The 21,633-nt window shown below is 36.5% G+C and carries 8 protein-coding genes; all 8 read right to left on the bottom strand.

Translation table 11 applies throughout. The features are described from left to right. Positions 1-171 precede the first annotated feature (171 nt). Entirely contained in the window at positions 172-930 is a 759-nt protein-coding gene (locus HCR01_RS15895; protein ID WP_193197109.1) for a class I SAM-dependent methyltransferase, read from the bottom strand. A 140-nt stretch (positions 931-1,070) separates the two neighbouring features. After that, on the bottom strand, positions 1,071-5,657 hold the full coding sequence (locus HCR01_RS15900) for a type I polyketide synthase (RefSeq protein ID WP_193197110.1): 4,587 nt from the start codon (positions 5,655-5,657) through the stop codon (positions 1,071-1,073). Between the two features lie 33 nt (positions 5,658-5,690). Next, positions 5,691-10,061, bottom strand: coding sequence for a type I polyketide synthase (locus HCR01_RS15905; RefSeq protein ID WP_193197111.1), 4,371 nt, complete (start codon positions 10,059-10,061; stop codon positions 5,691-5,693). A 34-nt stretch (positions 10,062-10,095) separates the two neighbouring features. Then, positions 10,096-11,772, bottom strand: coding sequence for a pyridoxal-dependent aspartate 1-decarboxylase PanP (gene panP / locus HCR01_RS15910; protein WP_193197112.1), 1,677 nt, complete (start codon positions 11,770-11,772; stop codon positions 10,096-10,098). 152 nt (positions 11,773-11,924) lie between these two features. Then, positions 11,925-16,577 carry a type I polyketide synthase gene (locus HCR01_RS15915; RefSeq protein ID WP_193197113.1) on the bottom strand — a complete coding sequence of 1,551 codons (4,653 nt, stop codon included), beginning with the start codon at positions 16,575-16,577 and terminating at the stop codon, positions 11,925-11,927. Positions 16,578-16,601: 24 nt separating this feature from the next. Further along, a complete protein-coding gene (locus HCR01_RS15920; RefSeq protein WP_193197114.1) occupies positions 16,602-19,364 on the bottom strand; it encodes a non-ribosomal peptide synthetase in 2,763 nt (920 codons plus the stop codon). Positions 19,365-19,418: 54 nt separating this feature from the next. Then, positions 19,419-20,675, bottom strand: a complete 1,257-nt coding sequence (gene ectB, locus HCR01_RS15925; RefSeq protein WP_193197115.1) for a diaminobutyrate--2-oxoglutarate transaminase — start codon at positions 20,673-20,675, stop codon at positions 19,419-19,421. Positions 20,676-20,725: 50 nt separating this feature from the next. Next, the gene (locus tag HCR01_RS15930) at positions 20,726-21,607 is read right to left on the bottom strand and encodes a cupin-like domain-containing protein (protein ID WP_193197116.1); all 882 of its coding nucleotides are present in this window, start codon (positions 21,605-21,607) and stop codon (positions 20,726-20,728) included. Positions 21,608-21,633 lie beyond the last annotated feature (26 nt).

The following is a 21,633-nucleotide window of genomic DNA, read 5'->3' on the forward strand; positions in this document are numbered from 1 at the left end:
AGTCTTATTTAGTTTATGAAGTTATTTGCAAATGTAGGTGACAAGAAGCTCTTACAAAAGTCATGATTTTAAACTCTTTATCTGCGTGAGGTGAAAAAATATTTTATTTCACGCAGAGACACAGAGATAAGAGAAATCTTGAGTGAGCACAAACAATTTAGGATTGCTGTATTACTTAAGGGAGGTTTTCTGACAAACAAAGCAAGCTATGTCTTCGCTTTCTCCAAAGTCCCTGGTATTATAGTAGTTAAATTCTGTGAAGCCCGCTTCTTTTAAAGCTGACTCAACTTCTTCTAAAAAGTGGTCTTTTCTTAACCAAATGGTGTCTGAACGCTGCCAATTTTTTTCGATCAATTCAAATCCTGTAACTTTGATTTCCCACATCCTTTCTTCGGGTTTGTAGTAGAATAATTCCATTAATGAGCATTCATCATTAACATAGACAATATTAAAGTTGTTTTTCTGAGCAGCTTCGTGTAGCCAATCTGTTATTGGTATGTTGAACACAAACATACCATCATTTTTAAGTGCGGTATATACGTTTTTGAATACTATTTTCAAATCTTCTTTGTTTTGGATAAAATGGATAACATCATTTGCCAAAACAGCATCAAAGATAGGTGGTAGCTCAAAATTACGTATATCACTTAGGATAAATTCGCTTTCGGGTGCATTTTTTCGAGCGTAGTCCAGTATCCTTTCAGAAGCATCGATTCCAGTAACTTTAAATCCTCTAATGTTAAGTTGTTGTGCTAAATGTCCGCAACCACAGCCAAGTTCGAGAATGTGTGATCCCGCAGGAAGTTGTGATAATAATATTTGCTCTAAAGCAGGTATTATACCTTTTAGCAAATCTTCGGCTGTATTCTTGAATTCGTTCTGTAATCGAGCGATGGGTTCATAGTTGGGAAGATCACTTAGCATAGACATAGAATATTTCTCCTGTTGTCAAATGAAGATTTTCAATGAAATAGTTGAATTACTATTAATTGAGTGTATTGTAAGTTGTGTAGAAGCTATATCATGTTATGTTTTGATATCATCTAATCCCTAATGTTCTAAAAATTAGGTTAATATTTATTAGCTAAAAGAGCTTCTACCTCTTCTTCAGATAGTTCTTCAATTTTTTCCAATAAAAGTTGCTCAATCATTTCTGCTTGTTTAACTGGTATCATTGCTTGCAATAAAAGGTCACGCAGTGGTAAGTCTATAGGAAATTTTGCTCGCAATCGAGAAACTAGTTGAGTTGCAATCAGAGAATCTCCTCCTAACTCATAGAAGTTGTCATAAATACCAACTTCTGCAATTCCAAGTACCTCTTGCCATATTTCTGTAATTTGTTTTTCTAACTCATTTGTCGGAGCAAGATATGAATTAATAAGTTGAGGTCGGGAATAGCGGGGGGATAAATCTGATTGATTGGGTCTTTTTGCCTTTGCTGGATCAAGGTTAAATGCATATTTATATCTGGCGTTTAAATCTATTGTAGAAACAATAATTTGAGTTCCTTCATCAAGATAAAATATTCGTTTAAATACTTCTAGGATTTCTACTGGAGTAATTGCTAACTCAACTCCAGATGCTTGTTCTAACGTTTTTTCTGGGCTGATATTTAGCTGTAATTTATCCCAATTTATAATATACCAAGGCAAAGAATTGTTTTGGTTATGTTGGTTAGTAAAGCTGTCTATTAAATGATTAGCTGCTGAATACAAACCTAAACCAAATCCACCTAAAACAGAAGATAAAGAAGAAAAAATGATACAAAAATCTAACTTTTTATTATGTAATACTTGTTCTAATATAATAATCTTATGAAGTTGCAAATTAAATAATTTTTCTACTTCTATTTTACTAATTTCTGGAATCGAACCAAATAGTTTTTCCCTATTGATTCCAGTTGAATAAATAACTCCGTTAATTTGTCCAATATTTTCATCAGAAAAGCTTTGCTGCATTTGTTCATAATTTGTTAAATCTGCACGCATGACTAAAACTTTTGCACCTAATTTTTCTAAGGCTAGCAATTGTTTAATTTTGCAACTTACTTCATCTTCTTGAGTATGAGTTTCAAGCCATTGTGAAAAGTAATTCTTTTCTGGAAAAGCTACATTCTCGATAAATATGAGTTTTGCTTGGAAAGTTTTCGCTAAATATTCTGCAAGTATAATTTCAATACTTTCTAACCCACCAGCAAACAGGTAAACACCTTGTTTGATTAACGGGATTTTTTCTTCAACTACTGACTCTAAGCAAACTGGCTCAAATGTTTGTACCCAACGGTAGGAACCACGATAAGCAACAACTAAGTCTGAGGATGCAGATGTTAACTCACTTAAAAGCTTGTTAGTAATATTAATTTTGTAATATTCTTTCTCTACATCTAGGTGATTAGTTAAAGCGATATCAATACTCCGACAGGTTATATTAGGATATTCTTGAGGAATTACCTGACATAAACCTAACACTGCTGCTTTCTCTGGGTCTATAATCTCGTTTCCGCTAACTTCTTGAATATGATTAGACACAACCCAGAGTTGCAAGCTTTCGTTAGTTTTCAGTTTTCTGAGGCTTTGTGATAAAAACAACAGACTATTGAACTCTAAATAATTCCCTATTTGATGATTTTCAAGTTGGCTTATGCTCCATAGGTAAACTATATTTTGCGGTGTTTTACCGAATGAAATTAAGTCTTCAAATAATATATTATAATCTTCGCTTATGCATGGATTAATTGTATAAATGCCTTCAGCTAGTTTATCAAAACATTTTCCATGCTTAACTATAATGATATTTTCACCTTGGATTTTCAATGTACTAATTAGTTTTTCACCTAATCCAAAATCATCAACAAAAAATAACCATTGTTTTTGAGTATATTCTGTTTTAACAGAGGATGAATGAGTTAGGAAAGAGCGTTTCCATGAAGGAACATAGAACCAGTCGGCAATATCTTGTTTATTATCTAATGTTGCTGGCTTACTCTTTAAAGAAGGTGATGGAGTTGCATCAATCCAATACCTTTGTCGCTCAAAAGGATAGGTAGGTAAAGGTAGACGATGACGCTGTTCGTGGGTATAAAATCCTGACCAATCTATATCGACACCAAAAAGCCATAACCTACCTAATGTCTGCAACAAAAAGCTCACATCTGATTGTTGCTCTTTAATATGGCGTAAGGAGGTTAGTACGTGTTGTTTAGTATTGATATCTAAATGCTGTGTGGTGAATGTGCTTAAAGTTCGTCCTGGGCCCACCTCTAGAAAAACGCCTTCAAACTGCTCTAAAAGTTGAGATATACCATCGAAAAATTTTACAGTTTGTCGTAAATGTTGGCTCCAGTAATCGGGATTTGTGGCTTGTGCATCTGTAATCCAACTACCAGTTACATTGGAAATAAAGTTGATGCGTGGTGAATTGAGTTGAACTTTTTTGAGCAACTGCACAAACTCATTTAATATTGGTGACATCATTTGAGAATGAAACCCATGAGATGTATGCAACAGCCGACATTCAACACCTTGAGAGGATAATTGGTTTTGTAGGGTTGCGATCGCCTCAACTGTCCCAGACACTACGCATGAAGTTCGAGTGTTAATCGCTGCGATTTCTAAAGAGTTTTGAGTTAGCGATCGCACATCTTTTTCTGGAAGCGGAATCGCCAGCATACTCCCTGGAGGTAACTGCTGCATTAGTTGCCCCCTTTTTGCCACAATAAATAGGGCATCTTCGAGAGTAAATACACCTGCGATCGCAGCTGCAACATATTCCCCGATACTATGACCAATCATCGCTTGTGGACGTACTCCCCATGACATCAATAACTTAGCCAAGGCGTACTCAATCACAAATAATGCTGGTTGGGTGAGCGCTGTTTGTTGTAGCTGTTGGCTAGCCGCTGCAATTTCTGCTGATGGAAAGAGTAGATGACGAATATCAAGACCGAGGTGAGGTTGCAAAATTTCAGCGCAAGTATCTATATGTCTGCGATAGGTTGGTTCAACTTCGTATAGTTCCCGACCCATGTTTACATATTGTGACCCCTGTCCTGAAAACATGAAAATGACAGGCTGTTCTCTATGCTCCTGACATACAGTAACAATTCGTTGTGGCTCATGTGTCTCTAAAACGCTAACAGCATCTTGAACACTCTGACACACTAACATTCGACGATGATTAAAAGCTCTACGACCAACTTTTAAAGTATGAGCAACGTTAGCTAAATTTATATCTGGTTGTTGTTTTAAATACGTAACTAAATTTGTAGTCGCAGTTTCTAAGGCTGTATTAGTTTTTGCTGAAAGTAACAACAATTGCCAAGGTCTAGAATCATCACAATATTTGATTTCAGGAGCTTCTTCTAGAATCACATGAGCATTAGTTCCCCCAAAGCCTAACGAACTAATTCCTGCTCTCCGGGGAGTATTATTAGTTTTCCAATCAGTTAGTTTAGTATTAACATAAAAGGGACTCTTTGCAAAATTAATCTCAGGATTGGGAACTTTAAAATTGATGCTCGGAGGTATTTTTTTAGATTTTAATGCTTGTACAGTTTTGATTAAACTTGCTATACCCGCTGCTATATCTAGATGTCCGATATTCGGTTTGACTGAACCAATAGCGCAGAAACCATTTCTTTGTGTAAAAGCACGAAAAGCTTTAGTTAGCGCAGCAATTTCTACTGGGTCGCCAGCAGCAGTTCCAGTTCCATGAGTTTCTATATAGGAAATATCATCAGCATCTATTCCAGCATTTGCCAGAGCTTCTACAATAACTTCCGCCTGACCATTTACACTAGGTGCTGTATAGCTAACTTTTAATGAACCATCATTATTAATTGCTGAACCTTTAATAACTGCATGAATGTAATCTTTATCTGCGATCGCATCTTCTAATCTTTTTAAAACGACTATTCCCAGTCCACTACCGAAAACAGTACCCTGTGCTTTAGCATCGAAGGCTCGACAATGACCATCAGGTGATAAAATTCCGTCTTCTTGATATAAATAACCTGATTTTTGGGGAACTATAATCGTTACCCCGCCTGCCAAAGCAATATCACATTCTTGATCTAGTAGACTTTTGCAAGCTAAGTGTAAAGCAACTAATGAAGTAGAACAATAAGTTTGAATTCCTACACTTGGCCCTTTTAAATTTAATTTATATGAAATATTTGTGGTTAAAAAGTCTTTATTAAAAGTATAGTTATTAGAAATATCTCTTGAACTCACATTTTTATATACATTGTTAAAAAAGTAAGTATTTGTGCTAACACCAGCATAAACCCCAATCAAACCATTGTATGTTTCTGGGTCATATCCAGCATTTTCAAGAGCTTCCCAGGCACATTCTATAAATAGGCGATGTTGGGGGTCAATTAGTTCAGCTTCTCTAGGAGTATAACCAAAGAACCTAGCATCAAAATGCTCAATATCTTCTAATATCGGTGCTGCTTTAACATAGTTTGGATCGTGTAAAATCTCCTCTTCCAGATTTAAATCTGCTAACTCATCGTCGGAGAAGAATGAGATAGACTCAACTTGGTTTTCGAGATTATGCCAAAACTCATCGATATTCTTTGCACCAGGAAAACGACCAGACATCCCCACTATTGCAATATCTGGATTTGCTATTTGTTTTTGTACTTCGGTACTCATGATTTTATTAACCAGATAAATTAATTTTGGATTTTAGTTAGTTTGCATTTTCATCTGTCTTCTTTTTTGTCCTCGATTTAGCCTTTGTTCAAAAGTCTTTTCTTGAGAGTCTTCAGGAGTAAAAATCTTCGCCATAGAACTAATATTTGGGCATTCATAAAGTTTGGCGATCGCCAGATTTGAATTAAATGCCTTATTTACAATAGTAATCAGTTGAATACCTATAAGAGAATCACCACCAAGCTCAAAGAAGTTATCATAAATTCCTATCCGTTCAATCCCAATAACTTCTTGCCAAATGTCAACTAACTTTTGTTCAATTTTATTTCGAGCAGCAATATAATCGTTATTTAGTTCAGGTCGAGGATATTTAAATTTGGATGAATTGACAGTTTCTAAAAATTCTAGTGATTGTGTTTTGTTGTCAGAATTGTACTGCTTTAATCCCTCTAATAAATCAGAGGTGGATATTACAACTTGAGGCATTGTATTTGCCAAAGTACGAAGAAAAACATCTATACCTTCGTTAGGTAATATACCTTGTTTAAGATTTTCTTTTCGCAATTCTTGGAGTCGTTGCGGCAATTCTGTGTTTACTGCCATTCCAACTTCTTGCCAAGTATCCCAGTTGATACTTGTAGTAAATCGACCTTTCGTAGCATTATAGTGAGCAAAAGCATCGAGAAAAGCATTGGCTGCACAATAGTCTACCTGTCCAAATTCCGCGATAATTGAACTATTTGATGATACTAGAATAAAGAAATCTAACTCAATATCTTTGACAATTGCATCAATAACTATTGTCCCTTTTACCTTTGGAGCTAGAATACTTTCTGCTTCTTCTGAAGTTTTTCGCTGTATTACACCACCTCCAGGAATTCCAGCGGCGTGGATAACGCCATTTAGTTTACCAAATCGTTGTTGAGCTTGAGCGATCGCACTTTGCATCTGTTCTGTATTGCTAACATCTGCACTAATCACCAAAACTTCTGCACCCAAGTCTTCAAGTTCTTGAACTTTGCGAATCTTGCAGCTAATACTATCAGTTTCATCATGAGTGATAAGCCATTGACACCACTCATCTTTTTTAGGCAAAGCAGAACGTCCTACTAACAGTAGTTTTGCTTGTACAGTTCGAGCTAAATATTCTGCTAAAACAAGTCCAATACCTCCGAGTCCACCTGTAATTAAATAGACTCCTCTGTCTCGTAGCCGCGGCTTTTCAATTTTAGCTTCATCAAAGCGCACTGGCTCAAAACTCTGCACCCAACGATTCAAACCTCGATAAGCAATTAACTTTTCAGAATTATCAAGCGTTAGTTCTGCCAGTAATTTTTCTATAAGTTTCTCTTCTTGCAAACTGCCTTTAGTAGGAAGGATAACATCAATACTACGACAATTTATATTTGCATATTCTTGAGAAATAACTTTAATTGGCCCAAGCAAAGTGGCTTTTTCTGGACAAAGTACTTCAGTTCCGGTCACTGGCTGTAAGTTATTAGAAATAACTGTGATTTGAAAATTATCAGTAGTTTCTCGCCTTCCCAAAGCTTGGGCAATATATAGTAAACTATAAAATCCAGTTTCTTGGGCTTGGTCAAGTTTTTCAATTTCTAATTCTTGGTTACATATAGGTGTGACATTCCATAAATGAACTATTTTTTTTGGCAACTTGTGCCTGAAAATTTCTTGGAATAAAATATCATAATCCTGATGATTCTTAGGATTAATAGTATATTCATTGCCTAGTATGGTAAAGTTTTCACCGACTTTTACGGTAATTACATTGTGGTTGAGTTTTTCTAGTTGTTTAACCAAGTTAATACCCAAGCCACACTCATCGATAAATACTATGTAAGATTTGTTAGTTGCTAAGTCTTGACTATCGACTTGTGCTGGAGGTAAAGAAGGCTTCCAAAAAGGAATGTAAAACCAGTCAGCAATATCAGGTTTTTTACTCAATAATACTGGAGTCTGATTATCATCTTTGCTTTGTTTTTTAGCATCAATCCAATACCTTTGTCGTTCAAAAGGATAGGTAGGTAAAGGTAGACGATGGCGCTGTTCGTGGGTGAAAAATCCTGACCAATCTATATCGACACCAAAAAGCCACAACTGCCCCAATGTTTCCAACAAAAAGCTCACATCTGATTGCTCTTTAACATCGGGTAAGGAAGTCAGTATATGTTGTTCAGCATTGATATCTAAATGTTGTTTGGTTAATGTGCTTAAATTTTGTCCTGGCCCCACCTCTAGAAAAACGCCTGCAAACTGCTCTAACAGGTGAGAAATACTATCATAAAATTTCACAGTTTGTTGTAAATTTTTACTCCAATAGTTGGGATTTGTAGCTTGTGCATCTGTAATCCACTTACCAGTTTCATTGGAAATAAAGCTGATGCGTGGTGGATTGAGTTGAACTTTTTTGAGCGATCGCAGTCCCTTGTTTGCTACGATTGCTAAAGCATCTTCGAGAGTAAATACACCTGCGATCGCAGCTGCAACATATTCACCGATACCGTCACCAATCATCGCTTCTGGAAGTACTCCCCATGACATCAATAACTCAGCCAAGGCGTACTCAATCACAAATAACGCTGTTTGTTGTAGTTGTTGGCTAGCCGCTGCAATTTCTGCTGAGGGAAAGAGTAGATGACGAATATCAAGACCGAGGTGAGGTTGCAAAATTTCAGCGCAATTATCTATATGTCTGCGATACGTCGGTTCGACTTCGTATAGTTCCCGACCCATATTTACATATTGTGATCCTTGTCCTGAAAACATGAAAATGATAGGGCAACGGCTTGGTTTCCAATGGTAACTAAAAACACGTTGTGGGTCTTTATTTTCAAGTAATTTAACAGCATCATTCCAGTCTTGACAAACTACTAGCCGCCGATGATCAAAAACTCGACGACCAACTTGTAAGGTATAAGCAACATCAGGCAAGTTGATATCGGGATGTTGCTGGAGGTAAGCCGCTAAATTTGCAGTTGCGCTTTCTAAAGCTGTGCTGGTTTTGGCTGAAAGTAACAGTAATTGCCAAGGCCGAGAGGTACTGGATGCTTCTATTACTGGAGCTTCTTCCAAAATTACGTGAGCATTAGTCCCGCCAACCCCAAAAGAACTTACACCTGCTCTACGAGGTAAACCGTTAGTTTTCCATTCTGATAATTTGGTGTTGACGTAGAAGGGACTGTTAGCAAAGTCTATCTCTGAATTGGGTTTTTCAAAGTGTAAGCTAGGGGGTATTTGTTGATGTTTTAATGCTTGCACAGTTTTAATTAAACCTGTCACACCCGCTGCTGTATCTAGATGCCCAATATTGCTTTTTACTGAACCGATAGCGCAGAAGTTTTTTTGATTTGTGCTAGCACGAAAAGCTTGTGTAAGAGCCTTGATTTCAATCGGATCTCCCAAGGGAGTTGCAGTACCATGAGCTTCAATATAAGAAATAGTATCGGGTTCAACATTAGCTAAGGCAAGAGCTTCTAAAATTACTTCTCTTTGACCATTAACACTGGGCGCTGTATAACCAACCTTCAAAGAACCGTCGTTATTGATAGCTGAACCTTTAATTACAGCATGAATAAAGTCTCCATCAGCAACAGCATCATCTAATCTTTTTAATACAACAATTCCCAAGCCATCGCCAAACACTGTTCCTTTAGCTTTAGCATCAAAAGTTTTACAATGTCCGTCAGGCGAACAAAGAACTCCCTCTTGATACTGATAACCAGATTTTTGGGGTAACTTGGCGATGGAAACACCACCAGCCAAAGCTATATCACTTTCACCATTTAGTAAACTTTGACAGGCTAAATGTACAGCTATTAATGATGTAGAGCAGTTATTCTGAACATTTATACTTGGCCCGGTAAGATTTAACTTGTAAGAAGTTTGTGTGCTTAAATTGTCTTTTTCATTACCAATAAAAATATTTAAAGCATCTACCGACTGCATTAAGTCTTGATTTGAATATAAGTTTGTAAATAAATAATTACTATTAGTTACACCAGCGTAAACCCCAATTTTACCGTTATAAGATTCGGAATCATAGCCCGCCGATTCTAAAGCTTCCCAGGCAGATTCTAAAAAGATGCGATGTTGTGGGTCTGTGATTTCAGCCTCTCTAGGAGTAAATCCAAAAAATGCAGCATCAAATAACTCAATACCTTCCATTATGCTGCCTGCTTTCACATAATTTGGGTCATTCAGCAAAGTTGGCTCTATACCCGCAGCTAACAGTTCTTCATCTGTAAAATGAGAAATTGATTCTACTCCATCTCGCAAATTTTCCCAAAACTTGTCAACATTGTTTGCGCCTGGGAAGCGGCCATTTATGCCAATGATGGCTATTTCATCGTTATCATCAAAGTTATTAAATTCCTGAGAATTATTCATAGGAAAAATACCTAAATACAGTTATTTACAGCAATTATGCTAGGCTCTGAGTAGCTTCTAAAGAATCTGATATTGATAAATCTAAAGCAATCTGAATTTGGTCATTCAGTACTGCATCAATATCATCTTTAGTCGTGAGCGGATTGGCGATTACTGCACGCAGCGCCGTAACTGAAATTTCTTTTTCTAAACAGGTAATTGTTTTTGTCGTCCGTGAGATAAAAGTACGACCAGCTTGACGTTGAGTTTTTTGCAGACGCTCATTGAATATATTGATTTGTTGATTATCAGTTTCGGTTAACTGCTTTTTAACTGCAAGTTCTCTGAAAGATTCCGGGATGTAGCGATAAAGAAGGAGATTTATATCTGGTTGAGATAGTAATTCAAATTCGGACATGGTAGTGATTTGAGCAGCCATATATTGTGTCTTTTCAATACCTGCATCAATCAAAAATTCATAACCTTTAAGTCCTATCAGATGTAGCCCAGCATGTAAAAATAATGCCATACCAGATCGAGAACCTTCTAAAGCGCGTTTACCTAAATCGAATGAACCCTTACGCATGGTGTAGCTAGCGTTTTTTTCAATGGATGAAGCTAAGTACGGTTCGCGCATGAATACCATACCAATACCCATAGGTAAATACAGCTGTTTATGTCCATCAATGGTGACTGAATCAGCGTGTTCAATACCAACAAGCTTTTGTCGATGTTGTTCGGAAAATATTAATGGCCCACCCCAAGCTGCATCTACGTGAAAATGGACATTTGCAGCTTGGGCAATCTCTGCTATGTCTGAAAGTGAGTCTATATTACCAGAATCCGTAGTACCAGCAACGCCTGCGATCGCAATAATATGCAGATTTTTGGCATGACAATCTGCAACAGTCTGACGTAAAGCTGGTAAGTCCACTTGGTTATTACCATTAGTAGGAATTTTTATTAAACCATTTGTACCTATACCTAATAAATCTGCGGCTTTATCAAAAGAATAATGCATCAATTCAGAGCCAATTACCACCGCTCCTTGATAACCATAGTAATCTAAAGCTGCTGCTAAACCTTCTTTCTCTACACCAGCAAAATTATTTTTTGCACCCAAGGACTTGTTACGGGCGCACCATAGTGCGATAATGTTTGCTGCTGTACCTCCAGAAACCAATATACCTAAAGTGCTTTGGCTATTTTGGATATGTTCGCTATAAAATTCATCAGAAAAGTCATAAATCAATCTATGCATCATTGCCAAAGCCTGACGTTCATAAGGGCTAAAAGCTTTGGCTGTTTCTATTTTGACAACATTTTGGTTCATTGCTGTCATTAGTTTAGCGATCGGTCGCACAAAACAAGGCAGTGCAGAGGTCATGTGACCGATAAATCGTGGTGAAGATGTATGTATTGAATGATTAATAACATTATTTGCTAAATAATCAAGGTAGCTATCAAAATTAGCAGGATTAATGGGAACTTGACTATCACCAAAGGTTTCTACCAAGTCATTAAAATTAATATCCGAGTTAGTGTTAATTGCACTTAAGAAATCATCAACCAAAGTGTCAGTTTTAACACCCATCTTCGACTCTACAGATAAGTTATTAGATGGTGCAAATAATTGCATAACTTCATTTGCAACTGCATACTGTGGTGTTAGCTCATTCTCAAAGAAGAAATTTTGCTTATTTTTTTCTTGTCTTTGCTGACTTAATGCCATTTTATACTCCCGAATATATCTTAGCTATTAATTGCCTTGCTGCTAATTACCACCAACAATACTAGATTTAAGCAAGTTTGTAGTAATGACTTTATTCATTATTTTCTAAGCCCTAAAGTGCTTACTACAAACCCTTCACTAGCTTTGAAAAGTTATGATGTTCTTCGATGATTTTGCCTAGCTTGTTTACGGCGCTTAATTGAGGCAGATCTCGTCTGAGTCCGGTAAGAATCTTTTTGCAAATAAGCTTGTTCATCGCTACTTAAAAATTCAGACAACGAACTGATAGTTGGTCTTTCGTAAATACTGATTATCGGAATATGGGCATTTAGTTCTTTTTGAAGCTGTGAGATTATCTCAATACCAATTAGAGAACTACCTCCCAAATCAAAAAAGTTATCATAAATACCAATCTTTTCAATTCCCAGAACTTTTTGCCAAGTTTTAGCAACTATTTGCTCTACATTGTTGCTAGCTGGGACATACTCACTTTGTAGGTTTGCTCTTGAATGGAGCGATAAACTATCTCGATTATTTGATAATTCCTTGTTTCGTAAAAAGTTTCGTTTTATCCATTGCTCAATTCTTGGTTGTAATTCTCCCGCAGAAACAACAATTTGAGGAGTTTTAGTTATGGATAATACACGGCTAAAGACTTCTATCCCTTCTTGCCATGTCATGCGTAATTTTTCTAACGCTACTCCCACGGTCAGATCTTCCATGTCGTTTTCTTGAGATTGCCAGGTATCCCAGTTCACACTAATACAAGGAAAGTTTATCTGGTTGTGCTTGTGAGCGTAAGCATCCATAAAAATGTTAGCAGCAGAATAGGAAGTTAATCCTAAACCTCCTAAAACAGATGATGAGGAAGATGTGAATAAACAAAAATCTAACTTTTGACCTTGCAAAACTTTTTCTAATACAAATAGTCCATCTACTTTGGGATGAAATTGTGATTGACTTTGAGTTTTAGAACTTTCTTCAATAGTGTAATAGGCATCGTCATTAATTCCCGCTGCGTGAATTACACCATGAATTTCACCAAAGCGTTCATTCACTAATGCTATAGCTTGTTGCATTTGTTGTTCATTAGCTACATCAGCTGCGATCGCCTGAACTTCAGCACCCAATTCCTCAAGTATCATCACTTTTTTAAGCTTCTGGCTAACTTCATCAGATTCATCATGAGTGAGTAGCCATTCAAACCATTTATGTCTTTCTGGTATGCCTTTTCTGCCGATCAAAATTAACTTAGCCTGCATTGTTTTTGCTAAGTATTCTGACATTGCTAAACCAATGCGACCAAGCCCACCAGTAATTAAATAAACACCTCCTTTTCTTAACTTAGTTTTGTTGGTAATGCCTTCATCTAAATGTACGGCTTCATAAGTTTTAACCCAGCGATGATTGCCACGATAAGCAATTAAGTTATCAGTTATTGGTGCTGTAAATTCTGTAAGCAGTGAGTCTATGAGTGTTTGTGATGGCTTAGTTCCATTTAGCAGAACGATATCAAAGCAACAGCAAGTTATGTTGAGATATTCTTGTGGAATTACATTGCATGCGCCTAATATAGTTGCTTTCTCAGGACATAAATTCTCGCTACCAGTTATATCATGTAAATTACTAGTAACAACCATCAGCTTCATTGGCTCAATTATATTCTGTTTTGCCAATGCTTGTGTCAAAAATAGCAGACTATAAAAACCAAGATTTTGACAATCTTCAAAAAACTGATGTTGTGTTTGTGGTTCTAGCTGTTGACTAGGTAAGATATCGTCAGGGGTAACGCTCCAAAAATGTGCAAGATGCCATCCAGTACAATTCTGTTCTTGTAGTGCTCGCAGCAAGGCATCATAGTTATCCCTTTGTTGGGGATTAATTGTATATGTGTAGTCACTAAGTTTTGCAAATCTATCTGCAACTCTAACGACAATCAAATCATGACCTTGTTGTTTGAGTCGTTCGATAATTTCTGATCCAACTCCATAGTTATCGACAAACACTAACCAGCGTGATTGTTCTACCAATTTGTCTTGTTGGAAAAACTCAAGTGGTGTAGATTCTTTCCAACGAGGAACGTAGAACCAGTCAGCAATATCTGGCTTTTTATCTAAAGTTTTTGCCGACATCATGGCCAAGGTCGCATTTCGATTTACCTCAATCCAGTAACGCTGGCGCTCAAAAGGATAAGTAGGTAAGGGTATGCGATGACGCCTTTCGTCTACATAAAAACCCGACCAATCAATTTGAATTCCTACTAACCAAAGTCTACCCAAGGTGTTAAGTAAAAATTCTACATCTGATTGTTGCTCTTGAGGATGTCGTATGGAGGTTAGTGCTATGAGTTTATCTGTTTGATGTTGTTTAGCCAAACTACTTAGTGTGCGTCCTGGCCCAACTTCCAACAGTATTGGTTCTGGCTGGAGGAGTAATTCAGCGATTCCTAAACTGAAGCGTACTGGTTCCCTTAAATGTCTAGCCCAATAGTTAGGATCTGTTGCTTCGGCTGCGGTAATCCAAGTTCCGCTGACATTAGAAATAAACGGAATTTTTGGGCAATTGAGTTTTACTTTTTGTAATGACTGGATGAATGTCTCAATGATGGGTTCCATCATTAGAGAATGAAAGGCATGAGAAGTATGCAAACGCCTACAATTTACACCGATTTGTTGTAGCTTCTGTTGCGATTTCTCTATTGCTTCTTTTGAACCAGACACCACACAGGAAGAAGGTGCATTACTCGCAGCTAGAGATATTTCCTTTTCTAGTAGTTGTTGTACCTCTTGTTCTGGAAGCTGAACTGAGAGCATAGCACCACTAGGTAACTGCTGCATGAGTTTTCCTCGCATTGCAACGATCGCCAGGGCATCTTCTAAAGAAAAAACTCCAGCTATAGTTGCAGCTACATACTCCCCTATACTGTGACCAATCATCATTTCAGGGTACACACCCCATGCCATCCACAACTGAGTTAGAGCATATTCAATCACAAATAATGCTGGTTGAGTAATTGCTGTTTGCTGTAACTTTTGTGTTGCTGTTAAAGCTGTTTCGGCGCTGGGATAGAGAACTGTATGTAGGTCTAATTCTAAGTAAGGTTTGAGTAGTTCGCAGCAGTAATCAACTTGCTTTCTAAATACGCTTTCACTCTCGTATAATTCTCGACCCATATTTACATATTGCGAACCTTGTCCAGAAAACATAAATACAATCGGGCGATTACAAGGTTCTTGGTAATGGGTGAAAGCTCTTTGAGGGTCTTGCAATGCATTAATTGCATCTTCTTGGTTTTGGCAAACTACCATTCGGCGATGGTTTAAAGTCCACCGACCTAATTGTAAGGTATGAGCAACATCAGCAAGGTTTAAATCTGGATTTTTTTGTAGGTAATTAACTAGATTTTCTGTAGCAGTTTCTAGTGCTGTATTCGTCTTTGTCGAAAGTAATAATAATTGCCAAGTTCGAGAAGGGCTAGAGGATTTAATTACCAGAGCTTCTTCTAAAATCACATGGGCATTTGTCCCACCAAAGCCAAAGGAACTAACACCCGCACGGCGAGGAGTGCCGTTAGTTTTCCACTCAGATAGTGTGTTGTTGACATAAAACGGACTATTAGCGAAATCAATTTGGGGCGATGGTTCTTCAAAGTTCAAACTAGGGGGAATTTGTTGATGTTTTAGGGCTAGTACGGTTTTAATCAAACCTGCGACACCAGCAGTTGAATCTAAATGCCCAATGTTGGTTTTTACAGAACCAATGCCACAAAATCCCTTGTTTTGAGTTTTAGTACGAAAAGCTTGTGTTAAGGCAGCAATTTCGACGGGATCACCTAAAGAAGTCCCGGTTCCATGCGCTTCAATGTAGCTAATGGTATCAGGTTCGACCTCAGCCATAACCTGAGCGGCTCTAATTACTTTGGCTTGACCATCGACGCTGGGTGCTGTGTAGCTAACTTTGTTTGACCCATCGTTATTAATCGCAGAGCCCTTGATAATAGCATGGATGCAGTCTCCATCTGCGATCGCTTCTTCTAAACGCTTTAAAACTACAAGACCTAAACCCCTTCCTTTTACTGTTCCCGCAGCCTTAGCATCAAAAGCACGGCAATGTCCATCAGGAGATTCAATACCTCCCTCTTGATACAAATAACCATCTGCTGTGGATATTGAAACTCCTCCTGCTAAAGCAATATCACACTCACCACTGAGCAGACTTTGGCAGGCTAAATGTACAGCAACTAATGAGCTTGAGCAAGTAGTTTGAACCGCATAACTTGGCCCTTGCAAATTTAATTTGTAAGAAGCAAGTGTCGTAACATAATCTGGAGAAGTTCCCTTTTCTATCTGCTTATCACCCACAGAGGCTATCAGATCATAATTAGAATAAATGTTAAGTAGATAACTGCCAAAACTTGTTCCAGCGTAGACCCCAATAGGTTTTCTATAGATATCTGAACTATAGCCAGCATCCTCAAGTGCTTTCCATGAATACTCTAAGAAAAAACGGAGTGAAGGATCCATCACTTCAGCTTCTCTGGGGCTGATGTCAAAAAATGAAGCATCAAATAAGTCTATATCTGCGACTACACCCTCTGCTTTAACATAATTGATATCGCTCAATAAAGCCGCATCTACACCTAAATCTTTTAATTCTTGGTCACTAAATCTATGTATTGATTCTACCCCGTCTCGGATATTTTGCCAAAACTGCTCAATATTATCAGCATCAGGAAAACAGCCACTCATGCCAATAATAGCTATTTCCAAACCATTTTTATTACTTAAATATTCTGAGTCTTCCATAAGTAATTTTAACTCTTGAAACTGTTAAACATTCTGTTGTCTTTTTTGTAAAAAGCGTTGTTTTAATCGTGCTTTACCAGCTTCTAACTGTTCATTTAATTCATTGCTTTGATTTGCAAAGCTATCATCATCCTCTTGATTTAAATACCGTGATATTGAACTAATTGTTGGATATTTAAATAGGTCAGTTATTACTAAGTCCGATTTAAAGAGTTCCCGCAATTTGCTGTAAACCTGAAGCACATTTAGCGAATGACCACCAAGGTCAAAAAAGTTATCTTGAATGCCGACTTTATCCACCTTAAGTATTTTTTGCCAAATGTCAGCAATTGCATGTTCCATCTCATTTCGCGGTAATACGTAAGTTGTTTCTAATTTCGGGCGAAGATTATCTGGTTTGGGCAGAGCTTTACGGTCTACCTTACCGCTAGGTGCTAGTGGTAAATTTTCTAGCATCACAAATGCAGAAGGTAACATGTGGTCAGGTAACTTTTCTTTTAAGAAGCTACGCAATTCACTAATAGTAGGAACTGCTTGTGTCTTAGCAACAACATAGGCAACTAATTGTAAGTTACCTGGTTCATCCTGATGAACCACGACTACATTTTCACGTACATTCGGATGCTGACCCAGAAATGTTTCAATTTCCCCAAGTTCAACCCGGAAGCCACGAATCTTCACTTGATGGTCAATACGTCCGAGAAATTCCATATTTCCATCAGGAAGCCATCTTCCTAAATCTCCAGTTTTATAAATTAAATCTTCACGATTTTCTGGTAAATTCTGACTAACATCTGTGAACAGATTGGGAACAAAGCTTAAATTAGTTTTTTCGGGATTTTTCCAATATCCATCACCTACACCAATTCCTGATACACAAATTTCTCCAGGAACACCAATAGGTAATAGTTGCATTTCCTCATCTAGAATATAGAGATTTAAGTTGGCTAATGGTTTACCAATTGGAACTGCTCGCTGATTTTCTGGCAAAGGCTTGTTAACAATAAACTGGGTAATATCATCAGCAGCCTCGGTAGGGCCATAAGCGTTAACAATTTTGATTTCGGGATATATCTGGAGCCACTTATTTACCCAATTTACCGATACTGGTTCCCCTACAACCATCATCCATTTTAAATCAGGCAATTCTCTTTCATGAATCGCTAGCTGAGAAGTATATTCCAGTAAGCCGCCAAATAATGCTGGTACTAATTCAACAACTGTAATTTTTTGTGATTTCAGTGCCTTAAATAGTTTATCAGGAATAGCAACAGTTTCTATATCTACAATTACTGTTTTTCCACCTATTAAAAGTGGTGCTAAAAATTGCCATACAGAAATATCCGTTGAAGAAGGAGCGCTTTGGAGAAAACAAAACTCCTGCGTTAACTCCAACTCATCAAATTGGGCATAAATATGATTAATTGCACCATCATGCCTGACAATTGCCCCCTTTGGTAGCCCTGTAGACCCGGAAGTATAAAGCATATAAGCTGGGTCAACAGCATCATTAATATGTTCTAAGTTCTCATTAGGCAACTGTTCAAAATCAAATCGACTATATATTTTTAATTTTGTTTGTTTGGCAAGTAGTGTATTCTCATGAGCAATGCGATCTAAACAAATAACAAATGATAGCTGTGAACAGCCTTCTACTAATTCGGATAAAACATTAAATAGCGAAAAATCTGTTAATAGAAATCTAACTTCGCTATTAGATAGCATATATTTAATTCGATTTGGTGGGTAAGTACTATCAATAGGTACATAAGCACCACCTGCTTTATATATAGCAAGAATAGCAATCAAAAAATTAATATCGCGGTCTTTAAAAATACCTACAAATTCTCCTTTAACGACTCCTAACTTACGCAAGATTCCAGCTAGCTGGTTAGCTTTTTGATTGAGTTCCTGATACGTCAGTTTAGTTTGTTGATGAATGACAGCAATATTATTTGGAGTTTGAGATACTTGCTTTTCAAATAAACTATTTATTGTTTGTTCAACTGGATAATTTTTAATATTGTTATTAAATTGTTTTAATAACTGTTGTTTATCAAACTCTTTTAAGAAAATAGTATCTAATATTTTAGTATTGACGTTATTTATAACATTTTCAATAACATTAGTATAATATCTACCCATCAACTTTATATTTTCACATTGAAATAAATCTTGTTTATAGTCTATATCAGCACTAATATTTTCACCGTTAACTGTAAAAGAAATTGTGATGTCATTATTGAGTTGATTTAAATCACTTTTGAGATGAATATTTTCTAAACAAACTACTATGTCAAAAATTTGATGGCGATTGGGACTTGTTGGTAACTCCAATAAATCAATTAGTTCATCAAAATTGTAATTCTGATGGGTATAAGCTGCGATCGCGGCATCTTTGACTTGAAGAAGAAAATCTTTGAATGAAAGTTGAGGTGTGACTTGAGTACGCAAAGGAATAACTTTAGTATTTACGCAATCTATACCAATATCCTCATATACTGGTATTCCGACAATAACATCATTATTTCTAGTATATTTTTGTAGCAATATATTCAATGCAGATACAAGTATCAAGTAAATCGAAAAATCAGAACCTTTAGCTAGCTTAATGATTGCTTGAGATAAATCATTTGATAAATCAAAACTCAGAGATTTGTTTTTACCACTAGATAACGAAGGTCTGACATAATCCAGCATCAGATTTGTTTCTGGTAGTTCTCCCGATAGTTTATTTATCCAATAAATTTTTTGAGAAAATAAATCATTCGATAGATATATACCCATAGTTCTCTCCTTATGACCAATTGCTTACCGAGTTATCAATACTAGTATGTCAATCTACTTTGATATGCAATCTTTAAAAGCTTCTTTGATAATTGAACATCCTTTTTCTAAAGTGAGCATATCAATTATTAAAGGTGGCAAAATTTTAATCACAGTATCATTTCTGCCGGCTCGTTCAACTATTAACCCCAGTTCAAAGCAACGTGATGTAATACTTTTAGCTAAACTGCTACCGCCAAAGTTTTTAACATCAATCCCCCAAATCATCCCAATTCCACGAATTGCTATTTTTTCACTAATTGGTAATATTTGTTGATTTAGAAAATTTTTCAGGAAAATCTCTTTAGCTTTAACATCTTGTTCAAAATTACAACTTTCTCTATACTCTAAAGCAGCTGTAGCCCCTACAAATGCTAATTGATTACCCCTAAAAGTACCATTATGTTCGCCTGGTTCCCATATATCCAATTCTGGCTTGATTAATAATAGTGACATTGGAAAACCATACCCACTAATAGATTTAGAGAGTACTACCATATCAGGAACAATGTCTGCTCTTTCAAAAGAAAAGAAAGGCCCTGTTCGACCACAGCCAACTTGAATATCATCACAAATTAATAAAATATCATTCTCTTCACATAAATTCTTTAGTCTTTGCATCCACTCAATAGGAGCTATAACAACTCCACCTTCAGCTTGCACTGTTTCAAAAATTATTGCTGCTGGTTTTTCAATTCCAGAATTGATATCATTTAAAACCGATTTTATATATTGTATTGTGTCAAAACTTTCCATAAAGCCATAGGGATAAGGCATAAATGTTACATTATTTGATGTCCCAATTGCCCCGGCTCGAATTCCAACATTACCACTAATCGATAGGCTACCCAAAGTCATGCCGTGATATGCTCCCATGAAGGAGAATATACCTGATCTTTGTTTGACTTTTCTGGCTAACTTTAAAGCTGCTTCAACTGCATTTGTTCCTGTTGGCCCGCAAAACTGAATCCGATAATCTAGTTTTCTTGAACTTAGCACTACCTCATCAAACTTAGCTAAAAACTTCTCTTTAGCCGAAGTATACATATCTAAACCATGTGCAATCCCATCGGCATCTAAATATGACATAACCTTTTGTTTTATATAGTCATGGTTATGTCCATAATTTAAAGCACCTGCCCCTGCAAAAAAATCAATATATTCTTTGCCTGAGTCTGAATAAATTATAGAACCTTTGGCTCTATGAAATATATCAGGAAAATTACGGCAATAGCTTCTGACATTGGATTCACACTTTTCAAATATATTCATGAGATGCTTTTATTTGAATTACAAACTGAATTATGGACGCTGCATATTTTCTAAGAAACATAATTTAGATAAGACTTATAGAATTTAAAAATTACTTGAGGAGGTATTTTTAATACTAAACCCATAGCTAATAAAAAGTTATAGTATAAATTTTGAACTGGCATACCTTTTCTAATAGCTGCTATAGCATTCAGTGAACTTTTTTGAGTATGCCAATCGATATTAAATGAAATTGACTTATCTAAACTCCGAACATGATGCAGCGTTCCGGGAGGCATATAGACAATATCCCCAGGATTTACAATAAATTTAATTGGTTTAGCATTTTTGTATTCAGGATATTTATTTAAATCTGGATTTTCTGGATTAACAAGAAACCATCGCCAGCCTTTGCGATAACAATATTTAGCATCTTCACGCAGTAAAATAGTAAATTGTTTACGTCCAACAACTTGAAAAAAAATATTATTAGTCAGAAGACAATCAAAATGTAGTGGTGTAATACTATTAGAAGAACCTAAGAAAAACTGGCAGTAACGCCACCATTTATACCAATACCATTCTGGCAAATAATCAAAAGGAAATGGTTGAGCATCTTCCACTAAAGAAGGTATTAAGCTAAATAAAGGTAGGTCATGGCAATATGGCGGTCGAGCATTATTTTGAGGATATTCTTCATAATTTTCTATTAATTCTATATATCTCTCCATTGTTAAACTACATACTTCAATTCCCTGATCGCTAAATTTCTTTGCGTAAATATTTAGAGAAGGGGATAAATCTTTAAAGCACTCTAAAGACCATTTATCGAAACCATTCCAGCTTGAAATTACTCCAGAAATTATGACTGGTTTTCCTAACGCAACATAATCTTTCTTGAATTCGTCACTTGAAAGTTTATATCTTCTTTCTATTGCAGATGAAACAATCATAGTTTTATCCTTTTAATTATTGTCAA

The organism is Nostoc sp. MG11 (assembly GCF_014904695.1).
Taxonomy (GTDB): domain Bacteria; phylum Cyanobacteriota; class Cyanobacteriia; order Cyanobacteriales; family Nostocaceae; genus Komarekiella.